The organism is Rhodococcus sp. T9N, assembly GCF_024436645.1.
In the GTDB taxonomy this organism is placed as follows: domain Bacteria; phylum Actinomycetota; class Actinomycetes; order Mycobacteriales; family Mycobacteriaceae; genus Rhodococcus_F; species Rhodococcus_F qingshengii.
The window spans coordinates 290671-309300 of record NZ_JAMSKS010000005.1 but is presented as its reverse complement, the minus strand read 5'-3'; the positions used below and the strand labels follow the sequence as shown (position 1 = coordinate 309300).

Genomic DNA, 18630 nt, shown 5'->3' with positions numbered 1-18630 from the left:
TGTACCGTCGATGGGCATGGACCCCGTGCGCAATCCGTATGCCCCCGGTGCCGGTCAACGCCCGCCGGAACTCGCCGGGCGCGACAAGCAGATCGACGCCTTCGACGTCGTTCTCGAGCGAATTGCGCGTGGCCGCCCGGAACGAAGTGTTGTCCTCACCGGATTGCGTGGCGTCGGCAAGACCGTCCTGCTCAATCAGTTGCGTTCGGCCGCGATCTCCCGAAGCTGGGGGACAGGCAAGATCGAGGCGCGCCCCGATCAGGATTTACGACGCCCACTCTCGTCAGCGCTCCACATGGCAGTCCGAGAGATCGCGGTCTCCCATCGCGATCCGGAGCGAGTCGAGCAGTTCCTCGGAGTCCTCAAATCGTTTGCCCTACGCGCCACTGCGGACAAGGGAATGCGCGAGCGCTGGCAACCAGGCATCGACGCACCTGCGATCAAAGGTCGCGCGGACAGCGGCGACATCGAGATCGACCTGGTCGAGTTGCTGCTCGACGCGTCGTCGCTGGCCAGAGATGTCGGCGTCGGGATCGCCATCTTCATCGACGAGATGCAGGACCTCGGAGCAGCGGATGTCTCGGCGATCTGCGGGGCCTGCCACGAGTTGAGTCAGGACGCGGCACCGCTGATCGTCGTCGGTGCAGGGCTTCCGCATCTGCCTGCTGTGCTGTCGGCGTCGAAAAGCTACTCGGAGCGCCTGTTCAGCTACCACCGGATCGACCGCCTCGAGCGTGAAGCTGCAGATCAGGCACTGATCGCACCTGCCGAGCGTGAGGACGTCGAGTTCACCGAATCCGCGCTCGACGCTCTGTACGAAGCGGCTGACGGGTACCCGTACTTCGTTCAGGCCTACGGAAAGGCCACGTGGGATGTGGCGGCGTCGAGTCCGATCACGGCAGAAGACGTGCGCGTCGGCGCGCCGACGGCTGAGGAAGAACTCGCTGTCGGTTTCTTCGGATCGCGGTACGAGCGAGCAACGCCCGCGGAGCGTGAGTACATGCGCGCCATGGCCGATCTCGCCGGTGACGACGGGCCCGTCGCAACCGCGAAGATCGCCGTCGAGTTGGGGCGCAAACCGGCTTCCCTGTCGCCGGCACGCGATGGACTGATCAAGAAGGGGCTGATCTATTCGGCAGAACGTGGATCCATCGGATTCACGGTCCCGCACTTCGGCCGATACCTGCGCGGACAAGCGGAGTGAACGCGCTCGAAACCGCGTGGGATCGGGTGGCGGCGCTCAGTCCCAATCCGCCGGCCTGGGTGGTTCAACTGGCCGCGTTGATCGCCGTGATCATCGTTCTCGAACCACACCTGTGGCGGATCGCCCGCAACGTCGTCACCATCGCACACGAGGGCGCTCATCTGATCGTCGCCGTCCTGGTCGGTCGACGGTTGAAAGGTCTTCGCCTGCATTCGGATACGTCGGGTGTCGCGATTTCGTCGGGCAAACCGACCGGCTTCGGCGTCATTCTGATGACGTTCGCGGGGTACGTCGGACCGTCGATTCTCGGACTCGGCGCGGCCGGGTTGTTGGGCGCGCAGCGTGCGGTCTCGGTGCTGTGGATCGGCGTATTCGTCATCGCGGTGATGATGGTCCTGATCCGAAACCTCTACGGAGTCTTCTCACTTGCAGTCGTGGGAGCCGTGTTGTTCGGGCTCGTCTGGTTGGGGACCCAGGAGCAGCAAGTGGCCGCAGCGTACTTCCTGACGCTCTTCCTCCTCTTTGCCGGACCACGCCCGGTCGTGGAACTTCAACGGCAGCGAATGCGACGAGGCGGGGCACCGGACTCGGACGCCGACCAATTGGCCAGGCTCTCACCGATACCCGCGATCGTCTGGGTCGGGTTGTTCCTGCTCGTGAACGTCGCGGTGCTCGTGCTCGGCGGATGGTGGATTCTGCGCCCGGTGGGTGGCTGACCGGATTGATCCGTTGTCCCGTCAGGACAACGGACCAACGATTGTTGATGCTCTGCGGACGTAGTCATCGCATGAAGGCGCTCATATCGTGGAAGTCGACGAGTGGTCGTGCCGGGACTTCCCGCGGCCACACCCGCAACGACGAAGACCGTCGACGATGACAAGGATTCGTTTTGGACGACAAGAACTTCCGCGGACGAACCGCGATCATGTCCGGGGGAAGCCGTGGCATCGGACTTGCCATCGCCCGTGCGATAGCGCGCCGCGGCGGAAATATCGTGTTGCTCGCCAAGACCGATACGCCTGACCCCCGGTTGCCCGGAACTATCCACACGGCTGTGGACCAGTTGAACGAGCTCGAGGGTCATGCCGTTCCGGTCGTCGGCGACGTGAGGAACGACGACGACATCGCGCGGGCCGTGGCTGCAGCGGTAGAGCACTTCGGTGGCATCGACATCGTGGTCAACAACGCGAGCGTCCTCGACATCTCGAAAACCGAAGATCTCGCGATGAAGCGATTCGATCTGATGCAGCAGGTCAACGTCCGTGGCACCTTCGCGCTCACCCGCGCGTGCCTTCCGTACCTTCGGGTTTCGGCCAATGCGCACGTGTTGACGCTGTCGCCGCCGCTCAACTTTTCGCCGCACTGGTTGGGTGCTCATCCGGGCTACATGCTGGCCAAATACGGAATGACATTGGCGGCCTTGGGCATCGCCGCGGAGTATTCAGGTGCACCGATTTCGAGTAATTGCCTGTGGCCGGAGACCATGATCGCCACGGCCGCTGTCGGAAACCTGCTCGGGGGAGACGACAGTATCGAGCACTCGCGTTCACCCGAGATCATGGCCGATGCGGCTGTCGAGATTCTCGGGCGTCCCGCCGGCACGGATACCGGTCGTACAGTGCTCGACGTCGAGATCTTGCGCGAGGCGGGGATCTCGGATTTCTCGCAGTACGGCGGTGAGTCACCGTTGGCGATCGACATCTTCGTCGACGCTCCAATTCCGTGATCTCGGGCGATCTACAGGTATCTAGCCAAATCGCTAGATACCTGTAGATCTTCCTCACGCCACTTCGTGCTCGCCGCCCGGGGCAACCTTCTGAAGTCCGCGATATGCGTCGCTGGCACTTTGGCGACCGCCGATGACGGCCTCGACCTCCGCGGCAATCGGCATGTCGACACCGTATTCACGGGCCAGATCCATGACGGTGGGGGCAGTCTTCACGCCCTCGGCAACCTGGCCGAGCTTGGCGACCGCCTCCTCGACGGTCAATCCCTGCGCCAGAGCTTCGCCGACGCGACGGTTCCGAGAAGTCGGAGCCATGCAGGTGGCAATCAGATCGCCGACGCCCGTGAGGCCGGCAAAGGTGCGTGGGTTGGCGCCCATCGCCTCACCGAGTCGGGTCATCTCGGCGAGACCGCGTGCGAGCACCATCGCACGAGTGTTGTCACCGACTCCCAGACCGTCGGCCATGCCCGAGGCGATGGCAACGATGTTCTTGAGGATGCCGCCGAGTTCACAGCCGAGTACGTCGGTGTTGCGGTAGACGCGGAAGACCGACGATGCAAACAGGGGTTGCAGCGCGGCGGCGACACGATCGTCCTGGGTGGCCACGACCGATGCCGCGGCCATGCCGTCGACGATTTCTTTGGCGATGTTGGGGCCCGCGAGCAATCCGACGGGATGGCCGGGCAGGCACTCGGCGATCACTTCGGTGGGACGCTGCCGGGTGCCGGGCTCGAGGCCCTTGGACAGTGACAACACCGGGACCCACGCCCGAACCTCGTTGGCGATCTCGGCGAGGGTGGAGCGAACGGCGTGCGATGGCACCCCGCATACGAGTACGTCCGCTTCGCGGGCGGCTTCGACCAGATCCGAGGTTGCCTTGAGCCCCTTGGGAAGTTTGCGCTCACCAAGGTATTTGGAGTTGGTCCGTTGCGAATTGATCTCGTCGGCTGCTTCGGAATTGCGTGCCCACAACAGGGTCGGGGTGTTGCGGGCGGCGAGGCCGGCCACCGTGGTTCCCCACGATCCGGCACCGAGGACGACGACGCGTACCGGGCGGGCCATCAGAGTGCGCTGTTCTGGGTAGCGAGTGCTGTCATGGCGCCAAGCGTTCCACTTGCGGAGCAGTTGCGGGCCAATTCCGCCGAGTCTGTGGCTCGACTTACAGATGAGGCGGCGGTTCGGGGCTTTCGCGCATTGTTTCGACCGCTTCTGCGGATTCCGCGACGATCGAGCGCATGGCGGCTTCCGCGGCGTCGGCGTCCCCGGCCTGAATGGCCGATGCGACCACTCCGTGCAGGTGGATCGCTTCGGGGTCGGCCTCGTGGGGCATCAACGAGTGGCGGGTGCGGCCTTCGAGTATCTCGACGACGATCTGCGACATCGCCCGCAGCATCGGGTTACCGGAAGCGGCGAGCAGGGTGCGGTGAAAGTCGGAATCATGGCCGAGATATGCGTTGGTATCGGCAGCGCGAGAGGTAGCTGACATGCCGATGACGGCTGCAGTGAGAGCGCCGCACTGCTCAGGTGTGGCGCGAGTTGCGGCGAGTCGCGCAGCCAGAGGTTCGACGCCGGAACGGAGTTCGCTGAGGATAGACAGCTGCTCGAACCGATCAGGACCGGCCAGTTGCCAGCGGATGACATTGGGGTCGAGCGAGTTCCAGTGTTCGGAGCCCAGGATGGTGATTCCGACGCGTCGACGAACTGAAGCCAATCCGAGAGATTCGAGAACGCGGACAACTTCGCGGATGACGGTTCGCGACACGTCGTAGCGCGTTGCCACCTCGTCGGCGGAGATCGTGGTTCCCGGGGGGAGCACACCACCGACTATGTCTTGGCCGAGCTGTTCCAGCATCGAGTCGTGTAACTGCTGAAACGGGACAGAAGGCATACATAGATCGTCCCATGCGTATGGAGTAAGCCCGGTGGAAGCCGAATAAATACTACAAATTAGTGTCTGATCTTGAAATTGTAGGTTAATTAAGGAACAGTGACCTCAATCACTCATCGGACTGGGAGTCCCTATGAACACCACAGCATTGCTGGCGGCCGAGGTCGTCCCCGCTGGTAGCGACGCACGATTGATCATCGCTGCAGTCGCCGGCGTCGCGGTCATCATCGCGCTGATCACCTGGCTCGACCTGCATCCCTTCCTCGCGCTGTCCATCGGCGCGGTGGGCGTCGGTCTGGCGGCCGGCCTCGGATCGGCCGAGTCGGTCGCGGCGTTCGCCACAGGCTTCGGGTCGACAATGGGAAGCGTTGGAATCCTGATCGGTTTCGGCGCGATGTTCGGCAAACTCCTCGCCGATTCCGGCGGTGCCGACCGAGTGGTCGACACGCTGGTCGGCCGTTCCAGCACCAAGGCGCTTCCGTGGACCATGGCTCTGGTCGGCGCAGTGATCGGTCTGCCGATGTTCTTCGAAATCGGTCTCGTCCTGTTGATGCCGGTCATCATCCTCGTCGCGCGGCGTTCCGGCTTGTCCCTGATGCGCATCGCGATCCCCACCCTCGCCGGCCTCTCGGCCATGCACGGGTTGGTTCCCCCGCACCCCGGGCCGCTGGTTGCAGTCTCGGCTTTGAACGCAAACCTCGGCCTCACCCTCGCACTCGGTGTCCTCGTCGCGATCCCCACTGTTGTTCTCGCCGGACCGGTCTTCAGTAAGTACGCCGCGCGGTGGGTCGACGTGAAGGTCCCGGATCTTTTTGTCACAGGCGAAGATCGAGGCGAGGAAGAGAAGAAGCAGCGTCCCTCGTTCGCGGCTACTCTCGCAGCGATCCTCCTCCCGGTTGTTCTCATGCTGGGCAAGGCATTTGCAGACGTGATCGCACCCGATTCCGAGGCACTCCCCAAGTCCGTCCTCGACTTCCTCGGAACACCCGTTGTGGCTTTGGGTCTCGCGGTTCTGGTCGGTATGGTGCTGCTGGGTCGTGGCGGCGGAATGGACCGCAAGGCCATCTCGAAGTCACTCGAGAGTTCCCTACCTCCCATCGCAGGCATCTTGTTGATCGTCGGCGCCGGTGGTGGTTTCAAGCAGGTCCTGATCGACACCGGTATCGCCGGAGTGATCGCCGACGCGATCAAGGGCAGCAGCCTCCCCGTGCTGTTCCTGGCCTGGCTGGTAGCGGTATTGATCCGCGTCGCAACAGGTTCGGCAACGGTGGCAACGGTGACGGCGTCGGGCATCCTCGCTCCGGTTGCGGCAGACCTCTCGTCCGCACATGTCTCGCTGATGGTCTTGGCGATCGGTGCGGGCTCGCTCTTCCTCTCGCACGTCAACGACGCCGGATTCTGGTTGGTGAAGGAGTATCTGGGCGTCAGCGTGGTACAGAACCTCAAGACCTGGACCGTGATGGAATGCATCATCTCGGTATCGGGCCTGGCCGGAGTGCTCGTGTTGAGCGCATTCATCTAGGTAGGCGAGCACATGAACACCGAAGCGGCACAGCAGAAGCAGTATCCCGTGCTCGTCCTGATGGGTGTCTCGGGTTCGGGAAAGTCGACGGTCGGCGGCATGCTCGCCGGAGCGATGGGTTGGGACCTTCAAGAAGGCGACGATCTCCACCCGCAGGCGAACATCGACAAGATGGCGACCGGGCATCCGTTGAACGACGAAGACCGCTGGCCCTGGCTCGACAAGATCGCCGTCTGGATCAAGAGCCATACCGACGCCGGTCAGCCGGGCATCGTCACGTGTTCGGCACTCAAGCGCAGCTACCGCGACGTGCTTCGCGGTGAGCACGTCGTGTTCGTGCACCTCGCCGGTTCGCGGGATCAGATCGGCCAGCGATTGACCGCTCGCCTCGATCACTACATGCCCGCCTCGCTGCTCGACTCCCAGATCTCGACACTCGAGGCCGTCGACCCGGACGAACAGGCCATCGTCGTCGACGTGGGCGGGAGTCCCGCCAAGATCGCGGAGGAGATCCTGCGACGCGTGGAGACATTCGAATACTGAGCAAGCCCGGCGTGTAAGCACCCGAGGTTCGGGTTACGGTGCTTGGGTGACTGCTGCTGCGCAGACGGACTGAACCGTGACCGACTTCGACTTCCACAGCGTCTGGACGCTTCCTGCCTCTGCTGACCGCGTCTACGAGGTTCTCGCGGATGCCGAACGGTATTCGCAGTGGTGGCCTCAGATACGCCGAGTCGGGACGATCGACGAGCATTCAGGCTCCATGTCCATCCGCAGCGCTGTCCCTCTGACGCTGCTGGTCTTCGGGCGACGCGAGGTGGAAGACTCAGTTGACCGCTTTCTGAAAGTGCGTCTCACCGGCGCAATGACCGGGTGGAGTAGCTGGGCGGTGCGCCCCGCTGGATCTGGTTGCACAGCCGAATTTCGGCAACAGGTAGCGGTGTCCGGAGCGCTTGGTCTGGCCGCGAAGGTCGCGAAGCCGCTGTTCGAGTGGAATCATGAAGCGATGATGCGTGGAGGGCACCGCGGACTGTGCGCATATCTCTCCCGGCCGTGATCGCGACCAGAACTTGCACACGCTCGAGCAATTGATCCATACCCGTCGTGTCATTTTGACGCAGCGTCAGTTATCGTTCACATCAGCAGCCGACAAGTATGTGTAACTCAAATGCACAAAACGGCTTGACCTGGGAGGACGCTATGCGGACGCGAGATTCGACGGTATGGCATTGGAACGTGAGTCCGCGAGCGCGGGTTATCTTCTGCCTGACCAGGACGTTCGTGAAGCCGATGTTCACCCTTTGGCCGACCACCGAACGTGGTATCCGCCAACTCGAGCGACTCGATGCGATGGCGGACAAACTGCCGAAGCCGAAGAACCTCGATATCGAGCCTTTCACGCTGGGGGGTGTGCCCAGCGAGAAGGTGCAGCATCCACGCAAAGCGCAGGGCGAGTTGGCCGGCGCCACGATCCTCTACTTCCACGGAGGGGGATTCGTCTTCTGCGGTCTGGCAACGCACCGGGCACTGTGCGGTTTGCTCTCTGCGAAGGCCGGCGTACCGGTGATCTCCGTGCGCTACCGCCAGCTGCCGGAAGGTTCCATCGGCACCTCCGTCAAGGACGCAATGGCCGCGTACACCGCGTTGCTCGAGACAGCCGAAGACCCGAACAAGATTGTGGTTGCCGGTGACTCGGCGGGCGGATACCTGGCCATGAAGGTCGCCGAAATTGCCGCACTGCGCGGAATCACGCGGCCCGCTGCCGTGGTGGGATATTCCCCTCTTCTCAACGTGAACCTCGAGGACCATGATCCCGATTTCATGAAACGTGATGCCTACCTACCGATGTCACAGGTGGAAAAGCTCAAGGACCGGTGGCTCGAGGGGCCGGACGAGATTCCTGGTGCGCAGTCGCCGATCAACGCCGACGCCAGTCTGATTCCGCCGTCGTTCCTGGTGTCCGCCGAATACGAACTGATGCGTCCGGACGTCGAGATCATGACCGAAAACTTGATCAAGGCAGGACAAGCCGTCGAAACGCACATCTGGAGTGGGCAGATCCATGCTTTCCCGGTGATCGGGAAAGCTCTTCGGGAGGGGAAGGCGATCGTCGATCTCACGATCAAGTTCCTCGAGCGAACGATGGCCTCGCAGAACCAGATCAGCGCCTGACGCTGCTTTTCAGCCGATCGATGTGAGTGTTGCGTAGTCGTCGTTGTCGAGAACGCCGTCGACGACTGCGCGAACTTCCGAGGCATGCAACGTGATCGAACCGCCGTGATTGTCGAGGAAGGCTGTGTCTGCGGCATCTCGGCCGGTCGAGATGCGCACAAGATTGCTGCGCGGCGCCAACTGCGTTGCATCGACCACGCGCCAGACGTGGTCGATATTGGCTTCGACTACGGCGTGAAAATCCATCGGATCGCAGCCCGGCGCGTAGACGGCCACCAGTCGAGCGGGAATCCCCACGGCGCGCAGCAGTGAGATGGTCAGGTGCGAGTAGTCGCGGCACACTCCGGCGCCGGCGAGCAAGGTGTCTACCGCACTGTCGGTGCCGCGACTGGTGCCGGGAACATAACTCAAATGTGTACTCACCCAGCGAGTGACTTCGAGGAGGAGTTCGGCCGGGGGAGTGGCGAGATCGAATTGCCCGGCGACAAAACCGAAGAACTTGTCGGCCTCGGCATACCGGCTGGGGCGCAGATATTTCGACACGTCGTAGTCGCTGACCGACAACGGTTCTGCGCGGCCGATGACGGTTGCGTCGTAGCTGACAATCAGTTTGCCTGGGGCACAGTCGAGTAGGTGGATCCGGGTACCGTGTTCGGCGGTGATCTCGCGGGGTTCGAGCGGATTGCCGTCATGGACGAACGACATCGTTTCCAGCAGTTCGACACCCGGCGCGCGCGTCATCGCGATCTTGAACTCCAGGTTGGTCGCCTCGTCGATCTCGATGTCGAGCAGGGCGGCGACGGTACGTTTCATCGGGCCATCTTTACACCGAATACGGACACCCACCACCTGGGAGGATTGTGACGTGCGATCAGGCTTCGGGATAGTCGACGTCGACGCCGCTGCTGAGGTCGCTGCACTCCACCAACTCGACCCCGTGTTCGCGTAGGTAGGTGTTGGCGCCGCCGTCCCCGGTGAGTGACTTTGCAAGCGTCGGCCAGTGGTCGCGTCCGATCAGGACGGGATGGCCGGGTCTTCCGTGAAAGACAGCTCTTCGCAGTATGTTTCGTGATGGGGAGCTGTGACCCACGATCCGCGTCACGGTGTCGGCGTTGAGGTCCGGGACGTCGACCAGAGAGATCGCTGCCGCATCTGCGTCGTCGATTCGCATGGCGGCCTCGAGTCCGCAGCGCAGTGACGCGCTCATTCCGTGTTGCCAATCCGATATCACCACAATGACATCGGTGGTGCGCAGTAGTTCGAGGGCGTCCTCTGCCTGCGCGCCGAGGACCACGATGACCGGTGAGAGGCCTGCGGACTGCAGTGTCGTCACCCCGTGGTGGAGCCAAGACTGACCCTCGGTGTTTGTGACGAGCGCTTTGGGTTTGCCCATGCGGGATCCGGCCCCGGCCGCCAGCAGGATCCCGCACGTAGACATGACTATGCTCCGGTGACCCGCGGACGCAGCCACTCGATCAGATCGTTCAGAACTTCTTCCTGCTCAGGCTCGTTGAAGATCTCGTGGTACAGGCCGTCGTACACCTTCAAGGTGACATCCGAAGAGCCGGCCAGATCTGCGACGAGCTTGCTGCCGGCCGGGTCCGTCAAACGGTCGTCCGAGCCGTGTTGAAGCAGTACGGGAATGGTGAGCGAGGGCAGGCGCGCCGGGAAGCCTTCCGCGGCGGTGATCATGCCGCGCGCGATGCCGGCGGGAACCTTGCCGTGGTGAACCAGCGGGTCGGCGTTGTACTTGTCGACGACCTTCTGATCACGCGATACGGCAGCAGCTTCCAGGTTCTCGACGGGCACGTCCGGGAGGTATTTGCCGACGATCTTGCCCAGCTGCATCACGATCTTCGGCGTGCCGGTTGCGATGATCACCGCAGGTCCGGACAGGGCGAGGGCTTTGAGATCGGCCTGATGGTCGAGGGCGTAGGAAAGGGCGATCGCGCCGCCCATGCTGTGCCCGAGCAGGAACTTGTCCTTGCCGGGATGTGCCGCCGTCACGATCGAGAACAACGTGTGGACGTCGTCGGTGAAGTCGGAGAATTCCTTGAGGTGAACGCGCTTGCCGCCAGAGCGTCCGTGCCCGCGATGGTCGGGTGCGTACACGATGAGCCCGAGTTCCCCGAGCCGCGCAGCAACATGGTCGTAGCGCCTCGCGTGTTCGCCGAGTCCGTGGCACAGGACGAGAACCCCGGTGGGTTCGCGGTCCGGTGTCCACACGTCGTAGACGATCTTGGTGCCGGCCACTCCGGTGAACGACGACTCTTCGTGCTGCATTGTTGCGCCCTCTCTGCGACCGGTTCCGGTACGCGGATTCTCACATGCTATTCGCCGCGTGCGCAGGGCGCGGGTGTTCAGGGTGTGAGGGCGTCGAGGAAAATTCGACACTTGTTTGTTACGTTTGGTTACATTAACTTAGGGGCGTGACCGGACAAACCGTTGATCGTTCCGACCCTGTTCCCGCCACCCGCTCGCGCCGATTGTGGCGACCTGCGGTTCGGGCCTTGCTGGACGGCGCGCTACCGCTGATCGACAAGCGAATGGCGGAATCGGTACGCCCGTTCGATCGGCCCGACATGATGCGTCCGCACCTGGCTTCGCGGAAGTTCGCGTGGACGCACTACGGGATCTTCGTTCCCCGGCTGCCAGGGCCTCTCCGTTACCTCAACACCATGACGTTGATCGGTGCAACCGGGACGGTGGTGTTCGACAACGACTATCTCGCTGCACCAGACGCGCGAAACACCGCAACCGTGCTGAGTTCCACCGCAGCGCCGGGCCATCACTTCTACCGGGCGTACGACGCTGCCGATGAGTGTGCATTCGAAGAAGATGGTTCGCGAATCGCCTTCGGTGACAACCTGATCATCGAGAACAGCTATCCGAACTTCCGTGTCACCGGGCGATACGACTCATTCGACGTCGATCTCGAGATCGTGGCAACGGACCAAGCGTCGTGGTTCGTGCGTAATCCCGTCTACGACCACGTCAGTCTGCTGGCACAGTGCTCCGGAACAATTGCGAGTCCGGATGGACCGGTGAGTATTTCGGCTCCGTGCACCGTCGAGTACGCGCGGTGCATGACACCGCAATCGTTGACTCGCCGCGCGCTTCCCGAGTCGTGGAAGCTCCCGGCCGACTTTTTCACCTACCAGATCGTTCAACTGGACGACCGGCATCAGTTGTTGCTCACCGATGTTCGAGCGTCAGGGGTTACGGCGTGCAAGCTCGCCTACATTCGGACTGTCGACGGTAGTGCGAAGGTCTTCGACGACGTCGAGTTCGACGTGCTCGAGTACGCCGACGCATTGCACGTCGACCCACAGGGTCGCGAGATGCGTGTGCCGCGCGTACTGCGTTGGCAGGTGCGCGATTACGGTAGGACGGTCGTGGAGTTCGAGGCCGAGATCGACGCGGAGTGGCGCTACGGTCACGGCAAGGGATACGTCGGCGCGTACACCTACCGGGGAAGCTTCGACGGTGCGTCGATCAACGGCACCGGTTACATCGAATGGGTGGACTGCGAAGTGTAAGGCCCCTAGGGTGTATCGGTGCCTTTCGTAGACCCCGCCGCGCTGACGATTCGTCCGCAGAAGATCCTTGTCGCGGGGACTTCCGGTGCCGGAAAGACGACTCTCGCCGGTCGAATCGGGCGGCTTCTCGAGATCGAACACACTGAGCTGGACTCGCTGTTCCACGGGCCCGGCTGGATTCCGCTCGACAGTTTCGAAACCGAAGTACGACGCTTTTCCAGCGAGCCGGCCTGGGTGACCGAGTGGCAGTACGGCGCGGTGCGTGAGCTTCTGGCCGAGCGTGCGGACCTGATGCTGTGGTTGGATCTGCCTCGGCGGACGGTGATGCGCCAGGTGATCACACGAACCGTGCGTCGGCGATTGCATCGAGAGGTGTTGTGGAATCGCAACATGGAGCCGCCACTGCACACCATTCTCTTCGATCCGGATCACGTGGTGCGCTGGGCCTGGCGAAGCGACGGACGCAACGTCGGGCGTATGGCCACGGTTCTTGTCGATGTGCCGTCGTTGCCGATAGTTCGGCTGCGCAGTCGAGAAGAGATCGAGGCTGTGCTCGAAGTCCTCGGCCGTCTGCCCTCAGATCGTCTGAGCTAGGCGAAATCCCAAGTCGTCGATAGCAAACGTCGGGTGGCTTCGCCTCCTTACGGTAGCGCCGCAACCGCGCTCACTTTCGGCCCAACTGCCGCCGCGGAAGATCCGGTACGTGCCGTAAACCTCGGGGTCGTAGAGATCCCAGCACCATTCCCAGACATTGCCGATCATGTCGTACAGGCCCCAGTTGTTGGGTGTTTTGGTTCCGACGGGATGCGCTCTACCCTCTGAATTGTCGCTGTACCAGGCAATCTCGTCGATCTCGCCGTAGCGGTAGCCGGAGGTGCCGGCCTTGCATGCGTACTGCCACTCGGCCTCGGTGGCGAGCCGGTAGCCAGTTGCGCCCCGGTCCCACTGCGGAGAATCGGTGTCGACGTCTCGATATGCGGGTGTCAGACCGTCCGCGACCGAAAGTGTGTTGCAGGTTGCGATGGCGTCCTTCCATGAAAGGTCGACCGCTGGTTTGCTCGAATCGTCCGACGAATCTCCGTGAAGCAGCGCCCTGGTGGTGAGATGGCGTGCGAGGCGGAAGGATTCGACTTTCGAGGTCCACGCAGTACCTTTGCGGTCGTCCCGAAGGTGCACCTGGCCGGCAGGGATCTCGATCATCAACTCCGCTGCTCCGGTCATTCGTTCATCATCGCAGAGGTTGTCGCTCACCCGGGGAGACGCTCGAACGCAGCTTGTGGATCAAGGCCGGTGCGCATGCGCCATGCGGTCAGCGCAAGCCCGAGGCAGACCACCTGTGCCGGATCGTCGAGGGAAACACCCATCAGCTTCTCGATACGCGTGAGCCGTGCATAAAGCGACTGACGCCGAATGCCGAGGAAATCCGCGGTTCTCGCCTTGCCGCCCCGATGTGCGAGGTACGCGTCGAGCGTTCGGACGAGATCGGCGGAATGTGCTGTGTCGTATGCGATCAGCGAACCGAGTTGCTCGGTTACGAACACGGACAGCGAAGCGGGTGTCGTTCCGGCGGCGAGCAGTCGTTGGACGCCGACGTCCCTCGCGAGGATCACTCCGGTCCGGGAGCCGAAGCGCCGCGCGATCTGGACGACTTCGCGAGCTTGCGCGACCGCAGCCCCGACGCCCGACAGATCCGCGACCGGCGTCGCCACTCCGAGCGTGCGTACCGCGGAACCGCCCGGCCCGCGGCGTAGCAGCTCGTCGGCTTCGGTGAACGCAGTCCGCACTCGAGCGGGGGATGCGGACGCCCACCCGTGCGCGAGCACGATGACGTGATTGGCCGCAGTCCCGACGACACAGGAGCCGAGCACGGCCCGCACGGCGTCGCGTACTTGGTCAGCGAGCTCTCGAACCGGGGTTTGCCGATCGATGTCGACAGCGGCGACGAGGACGTGGTGCCCCTCCGACAACGGCGTCCACCCGGCCGCTGTCAGTCGCTCGTACAAGTCGCCGTGCGATGTGAGCACACCGCCCACCACGTCGGTGATCACCGATTGGGTGAGTGACTGTCTTGGGCCGAGATCGCCGTGACGGCCGAGTTCCAGAGCTACCGCGACGGCGGCGCAGTTTGCGACGGCGGTTCGGCGTGTGGTTGCCGGCCCGCACAGGACAAGTCGACCGAGTGAGTTCGTCGGGCCGCGTACGTCGTGGATAGTGCGTTCGGTCTCGGATCGCTCTGCGCCGGTTGTGCTGCGCTCGACGGTTCTGCCATCCGCGTCGAGCAGATCGACGCCGCACCCCGCGAGTCGTGACACTTTGTCGAGCAGCGCAGTCATGCCCTGGCCTGCAACCACGAGACTCAGAAGTTCTTGCCAGACAGGCTCGCCCGCTTGCGCCGAACCGAGAGTGCGGCGGAGCATGAGGTCGTGAAAGTCTTCGACCATCCGCTCGAAGGGCACTACTGCGTGCAGGGCCAAGAACGCGAGTCCCCGTCGGCGCGAAGCTTCGACGAGTTCGGGAGGGGCCGTGAGGAACGAGCGCCCGACTTCCATCGCGAGTGCGACGCATCCCGCGTCCGCCAATTGGTCGATGTAGGCGGTGAGCTGCTCGGGAGACCGCCCGTGGAGACCGAGGCCCGTGGTCAGAAGGACCTCACCTCCGGACAGCAGCCCACCCATCTCGTACACCTCGGACGAATGGACCCAGCGGACCACCGCGGTATCGATGTCGCCCGCGAGCACCTCGATTGCGGCGGCCTTAAACGAGGGCATCGCAAGAACTTGTCGCAGAGTCGGGAGCATTTCTATATCGTCCGCCGAGGGGGCACTTCGTCATAGAGCTAGTTCTGCCGAACTGACAGGTTGTCCCTTGTCGGGCTGTTACCACCGTGGTCGGATTGTGACACGAGCCACAATCGACGATTTTGGTCAGACTCCAGGAGCGCACATGAATCATCCGGCACACACCGATGAGTATTTTCTCGGACTTGCGATCGAACAGGCGAAGATCGGTTGGGAGGAGGGCGGCGTGCCGATCGGCGCGGCGCTGATTCACCGGGGCGAGGTTCTCGCAGTCGGACGTAACCGTCGGGTCCAGATGAACAGCGCCATCCGTCATGGAGAGACCGACTGCATCGAGCGCGCCGGACGACTGCCGGCCTCGGTGTATCGCGAGTGTGTCCTCTACACGACTTTGTCGCCGTGCTTCATGTGCGCCGGAACGGCGCGCCTGTACGAGATCCCTCGAATCGTGGTCGGCGAAAATCGTTCCTTCGAGGCATCGGAGGAATGGTTGCGCAGCAGCGGAATTCAGGTCGACGTCGTCGACGACGCGGAGTGTGTGGCACTGATGGACCGCATGCTGGCCGAGCGCCCGAGCCTGTGGCTCGAAGACATCGGCGAAGTTGTATGAGCAGCGCCGTCGAACCTGCCACGGTCGCAGGCGATTCGGAGAGCGCAGGCCACCCGATCGATCCAGACTATCCCGTCACTCCGGTTCCGCTTCATGCACGTAAGCCGTTCTTCTCGCTCGCGGTGGTGTTGCTGGGGTTCACCATCTTCACACCGACGATGTTGGCCGGAGCAGCGCTCGGTACCGCGTTCTCGTTCTGGAAACTGATGGTGGTGATCGCCGCCGGATCCGCCATCTTGGGGGTCTACGTCGCCATGATGGGGTTCGTCGGAGCCCGAACCGGGCTGACAACAGTTGTGATGGCGCGCTACAGTTTCGGCACTCGCGGGTCCAAGCTCGCTTCGATCCTGCTGGGCGGTACCCAGATCGGCTGGTACGGAGTCATCATCGGCACGATCGGCGATCTCACCGCGCAGGCATTGGGCTGGGATTCCTATCTCGCGCGGGCGTCGGTGATGATCGCGGCGAGCATCTTGATGTGCATCACCGCCTGCTACGGCTACCGCGGAATGTATTGGGTCTCGCTCGTCTCGACGCCCTTGATCCTGGCGTTGGCCTGCTGGGTCGTGTTCCGGTCCCTCGAAGAGGTCGGTGGATTCTCCGGCCTGGTCTCGGTTCAACCGCAGACGACCATGACGATCGCGCTCGCAATCACCACTGTCGTCGGCACGTTCGTATCGGCGGGAACGCAAGCGCCCAACTGGACCAGGTTTGCCCGTTCCGGATCACAAGCGGTGTGGGCCTGCGTTATCGGGTTCCTCCTCGGAAACGGATTGATGATCCTGTTCGGTGCCATCGGAGCTATCACGTTCCACGAAGGTGACTTCGTGCTGATTCTCTACAACCTCGGGCTTGTCGGCTGGGGCCTGGTCTTGCTGTTCGGGAACCTCTGGAAGAGCAACGCCGACACCGCATACGCCTTCGGGGTGGCCGGTGCCGAACTGTTCAGAAAGCCTCGCAAGACCCCGTTCGTCATCGGTGGATGTGTGATCGGCACGGCGCTCGCTCTGACCGGTGTGCACAACCATCTGGTCGACTACCTGAGTCTGCTCGGAACTTTCATCCCGCCATTGGGCGGCGTGATCATCGCTGACTTCCTGTGCCGGTGGCGGCGAGGCATCCCCGAGGGGTACACCCCGCAGCCGGTCCACTGGCGCAACCTCGCCGTCTATGCCGTCGCAGCGTTCCTCGCTTGGCTTTCCGGTGAGTTCGAGGTGGGAATCCCGCCGCTGATCGGAATCGTGGTAGCCATTGCACTGACGATGTTCCTGCACAAGGCGTTTGGCAACAGATCGGCAGATCGGGAGGTATCGACCTCCACCGTCTGAATCATGCTTCAGGCACCAGCGAGCCCCCGGCGGTATCGACCGCGCCGGGGGCTCGCGCACTTGATGGAAAGGGCAGACGCTTCCGTCTCAACCGTCATCGCAGAACAGGCAGGTACGGTGCCTCGATACCCTGCTCTTCGAACGCAGTCAGAGCCGAGCGCGCAAATGCGCGCTGGACTGCCCATTGGCGCCCAGGCTTGACCTGCGCCGTCACTCGAATGGTAATTGCCTCGGCAGTAACCGAATTGACTCCCAGCATCTCCGGCTTGTCGATCATGTCCGCCCTGATCGGTTCGGACTCTGCCGCCTCGAGGACAGCTCGCGTCGCCACCTCACACGCTTTGTGCACGTTCGCATTGTGGGCGATCGGGAGATCGAGAACTGCAGTGGCGTAACCCTGACTCATGTTGCCCACTCGCAGGATTTCGCCGTTGCGGCAGTACCACAAGGTGCCGTTCACATCTCGAATCGTGGTGACGCGCAGGCCCACTGTTTCGACGGTGCCGACCGCGTCGCCGAGATCGACGACGTCGCCGACACCGTACTGATCCTCGAGCAACATGAAGATGCCGGAGAGGAAGTCACGCACCAGGTTTTGTGCACCGAAACCGATGGCAAGGCCGATGACTCCGGCGGATGCGATGAACGGCGCGACGTTGATCCCGAGGATGCCGAGAATCTGCAGCACACACCAGACCAGGATGACGATGGACACCGTCGATTTGAGTACCGAACCGATGGTCCGGGCTCGCTGCGATCTGCGCTCGTTCACCTTGGCGTTCGGAGACTTGCGAGGCTTCGACATTCGATCGATCCCGCGGTGCAGTGCGAAGCGCAGAACGACTGCGAGTGCCACGTAGATCGCGATCTCGACGGGTCGGTGAATCAACCAGTCTCGGTTGGTATCGGTCAGTTCCCATGCTTGTATTTCGGAAATCATCTCCATGCAGTCTACGGATTCGGGCCGATCCGGGCATCGGTGCAGGGCAGACGGTCCAAAGCCGAACAGGCAGCTAGGCTTACGTCATGGCTGCGTTCACTGGCATACCCGTTGCTGCACTCGACTTCTACGAAGACTTGGAGGCCGACAACAGCAAGACCTGGTGGGCAGCGCACAAGGAGACGTACGACGAAGTGGTTCGTCGTCCGATGGCGTCGTTGACCGCGGCGTTGGAGGACGAATTCGGCACGGCCAAGCTCTTTCGGCCGTATCGTGACGTTCGATTCTCGAAGGACAAGATCCCGTACAAGACGCACCAGGGAGCGTTCGTCGGTCTCGCCGAGAGCTGTGGCTACTACGTGCAGATCGACGCGGCAGGGTTGATGGTGGCCGGTGGTTTCTACGCCAGCAGTTCGGAGACCATCGCGCGTTATCGTGCGGCTGTCGACGACGACGTTCGAGGGCCGGAGCTCGAGAAGATCCTGGCCTCCGTCGAGAAGGCCGGATTCACGATCGGCGGCGACAAGCTCAAGACGGCGCCTCGCGGATACACGGTCGATCACCCGCGGATCGAATTGCTGCGTCACAAGTCGCTGACTGCTGGTCGTAGTTACCCAAGCCCGTCGTGGCTGGACAGCGCCAGGACATTGAAGGAAGTTCGCACAGCGTGGCGCGCACTGACGCCTTTGGTCGAATGGTCCGGACAGGTGCTCGGACCGAACTGACCGTCCGACAGAAAAGTGTGACGTAGCCGTAGGAGAGTTCACCTCGAGTTCATCAAAACTCGAGACGCCTGGGGCTAGCGTGGTGTGTGTAACCGAAAGTTTCGGCCCCGCTTCGAGTCGCAGCGCCGCAGTTCGAAGCCATTTTCTCTCGATCGACATCGTGAACAACCCGTGTCAG

General features: G+C 62.7%; 20 protein-coding genes. 12 read left to right on the top strand and 8 right to left on the bottom strand.

Annotation, left to right across the window (positions count from 1 at the left end; genetic code table 11):
* Window positions 1–16 precede the first annotated feature (16 nt).
* From M1L53_RS11945 to M1L53_RS11935, 3 genes are all read left to right on the top strand, one after another.
* Window positions 17–1204 (top strand): ATP-binding protein, encoded by a 1188-nt coding sequence (locus tag M1L53_RS11945; RefSeq protein WP_007729973.1) that lies wholly within the window; start codon window positions 17–19, stop codon window positions 1202–1204.
* Entirely contained in the window at window positions 1201–1920 is a 720-nt protein-coding gene (locus tag M1L53_RS11940; protein ID WP_054188435.1) for a M50 family metallopeptidase, read from the top strand. The genes M1L53_RS11945 and M1L53_RS11940 overlap by 4 nt, the downstream gene beginning before the upstream one ends.
* Before the next feature lie 173 nt (window positions 1921–2093).
* The gene (locus M1L53_RS11935) at window positions 2094–2930 is read left to right on the top strand and encodes an NAD(P)-dependent oxidoreductase (protein ID WP_054188434.1); all 837 of its coding nucleotides are present in this window, start codon (window positions 2094–2096) and stop codon (window positions 2928–2930) included.
* A gap of 54 nt (window positions 2931–2984) precedes the next feature.
* On the opposite strand, the gene M1L53_RS11930 is transcribed toward M1L53_RS11935, so the two are convergent.
* Together M1L53_RS11930 and M1L53_RS11925 are read right to left on the bottom strand one after the other, a co-directional pair.
* The gene (locus M1L53_RS11930) at window positions 2985–3992 is read right to left on the bottom strand and encodes an NAD(P)H-dependent glycerol-3-phosphate dehydrogenase (protein WP_003940093.1); all 1008 of its coding nucleotides are present in this window, start codon (window positions 3990–3992) and stop codon (window positions 2985–2987) included.
* A gap of 97 nt (window positions 3993–4089) precedes the next feature.
* Complete coding sequence (locus M1L53_RS11925; protein ID WP_054188433.1) at window positions 4090–4818, bottom strand: FadR/GntR family transcriptional regulator; 729 nt, start codon at window positions 4816–4818, stop codon at window positions 4090–4092.
* Window positions 4819–4951: 133 nt separating this feature from the next.
* Between M1L53_RS11925 and M1L53_RS11920 the strand changes: the two genes are divergently transcribed.
* The 4 genes from M1L53_RS11920 to M1L53_RS11905 all read left to right on the top strand — a co-directional run bounded on the left by M1L53_RS11920 (window position 4952) and on the right by M1L53_RS11905 (window position 8512).
* On the top strand, window positions 4952–6340 hold the full coding sequence (locus tag M1L53_RS11920; RefSeq protein ID WP_003939838.1) for a GntP family permease: 1389 nt from the start codon (window positions 4952–4954) through the stop codon (window positions 6338–6340).
* 12 nt (window positions 6341–6352) lie between these two features.
* The gene (locus M1L53_RS11915) at window positions 6353–6883 is read left to right on the top strand and encodes a gluconokinase (RefSeq protein WP_030536532.1); all 531 of its coding nucleotides are present in this window, start codon (window positions 6353–6355) and stop codon (window positions 6881–6883) included.
* A 76-nt stretch (window positions 6884–6959) separates the two neighbouring features.
* Window positions 6960–7397: an SRPBCC family protein gene (locus M1L53_RS11910; protein ID WP_007729979.1), complete on the top strand. Its 438-nt coding sequence runs from the start codon at window positions 6960–6962 to the stop codon at window positions 7395–7397.
* Window positions 7398–7540: 143 nt separating this feature from the next.
* Window positions 7541–8512, top strand: coding sequence for an alpha/beta hydrolase (locus M1L53_RS11905; protein ID WP_030536535.1), 972 nt, complete (start codon window positions 7541–7543; stop codon window positions 8510–8512).
* 9 nt (window positions 8513–8521) lie between these two features.
* Here the strand turns inward: M1L53_RS11905 and M1L53_RS11900 are convergent, their stop codons facing one another.
* From M1L53_RS11900 to M1L53_RS11890, 3 genes are read right to left on the bottom strand one after another with little or no spacing between them, the layout of a single operon-like run.
* A complete protein-coding gene (locus tag M1L53_RS11900; protein ID WP_054188432.1) occupies window positions 8522–9325 on the bottom strand; it encodes a transglutaminase family protein in 804 nt (267 codons plus the stop codon).
* A 58-nt stretch (window positions 9326–9383) separates the two neighbouring features.
* Window positions 9384–9950, bottom strand: a complete 567-nt coding sequence (locus M1L53_RS11895; RefSeq protein WP_054188431.1) for an NTP transferase domain-containing protein — start codon at window positions 9948–9950, stop codon at window positions 9384–9386.
* Between the two features lie 2 nt (window positions 9951–9952).
* A complete protein-coding gene (locus tag M1L53_RS11890) occupies window positions 9953–10795 on the bottom strand; it encodes an alpha/beta hydrolase (protein ID WP_019745522.1) in 843 nt (280 codons plus the stop codon).
* Window positions 10796–10941: 146 nt separating this feature from the next.
* On the opposite strand from M1L53_RS11890, the gene M1L53_RS11885 reads away from it, so the two are divergent.
* Both M1L53_RS11885 and M1L53_RS11880 read left to right on the top strand, forming a co-directional pair.
* On the top strand, window positions 10942–12051 hold the full coding sequence (locus M1L53_RS11885; protein WP_054188430.1) for a DUF6670 family protein: 1110 nt from the start codon (window positions 10942–10944) through the stop codon (window positions 12049–12051).
* An 18-nt stretch (window positions 12052–12069) separates the two neighbouring features.
* On the top strand, window positions 12070–12645 hold the full coding sequence (locus M1L53_RS11880; RefSeq protein ID WP_050654565.1) for an AAA family ATPase: 576 nt from the start codon (window positions 12070–12072) through the stop codon (window positions 12643–12645).
* Here the strand turns inward: M1L53_RS11880 and M1L53_RS11875 are convergent.
* Both M1L53_RS11875 and M1L53_RS11870 read right to left on the bottom strand, forming a co-directional pair.
* On the bottom strand, window positions 12628–13272 hold the full coding sequence (locus M1L53_RS11875; RefSeq protein ID WP_179090786.1) for an SUMF1/EgtB/PvdO family nonheme iron enzyme: 645 nt from the start codon (window positions 13270–13272) through the stop codon (window positions 12628–12630). The two genes, M1L53_RS11880 and M1L53_RS11875, sit on opposite strands and share 18 nt — an antisense overlap.
* A gap of 26 nt (window positions 13273–13298) precedes the next feature.
* On the bottom strand, window positions 13299–14819 hold the full coding sequence (locus M1L53_RS11870; protein WP_232319089.1) for a PucR family transcriptional regulator: 1521 nt from the start codon (window positions 14817–14819) through the stop codon (window positions 13299–13301).
* 175 nt (window positions 14820–14994) lie between these two features.
* Here M1L53_RS11870 and M1L53_RS11865 point away from each other — a divergent pair, with 175 nt between their 5' ends.
* Together M1L53_RS11865 and codB are read left to right on the top strand one after the other, a co-directional pair.
* Window positions 14995–15459, top strand: a complete 465-nt coding sequence (locus tag M1L53_RS11865; protein ID WP_003940577.1) for a nucleoside deaminase — start codon at window positions 14995–14997, stop codon at window positions 15457–15459.
* Window positions 15456–16787, top strand: a complete 1332-nt coding sequence (gene codB / locus M1L53_RS11860) for a cytosine permease (RefSeq protein WP_050654568.1) — start codon at window positions 15456–15458, stop codon at window positions 16785–16787. The genes M1L53_RS11865 and codB overlap by 4 nt, the downstream gene beginning before the upstream one ends.
* Before the next feature lie 94 nt (window positions 16788–16881).
* Here the strand turns inward: codB and M1L53_RS11855 are convergent, their stop codons facing one another.
* On the bottom strand, window positions 16882–17727 hold the full coding sequence (locus M1L53_RS11855; RefSeq protein WP_003939801.1) for a mechanosensitive ion channel family protein: 846 nt from the start codon (window positions 17725–17727) through the stop codon (window positions 16882–16884).
* Between the two features lie 86 nt (window positions 17728–17813).
* On the opposite strand from M1L53_RS11855, the gene M1L53_RS11850 reads away from it, so the two are divergent.
* Window positions 17814–18452, top strand: a complete 639-nt coding sequence (locus M1L53_RS11850; RefSeq protein ID WP_003939783.1) for a DUF2461 domain-containing protein — start codon at window positions 17814–17816, stop codon at window positions 18450–18452.
* The last annotated feature ends 178 nt before the right edge of the window (window positions 18453–18630 follow it).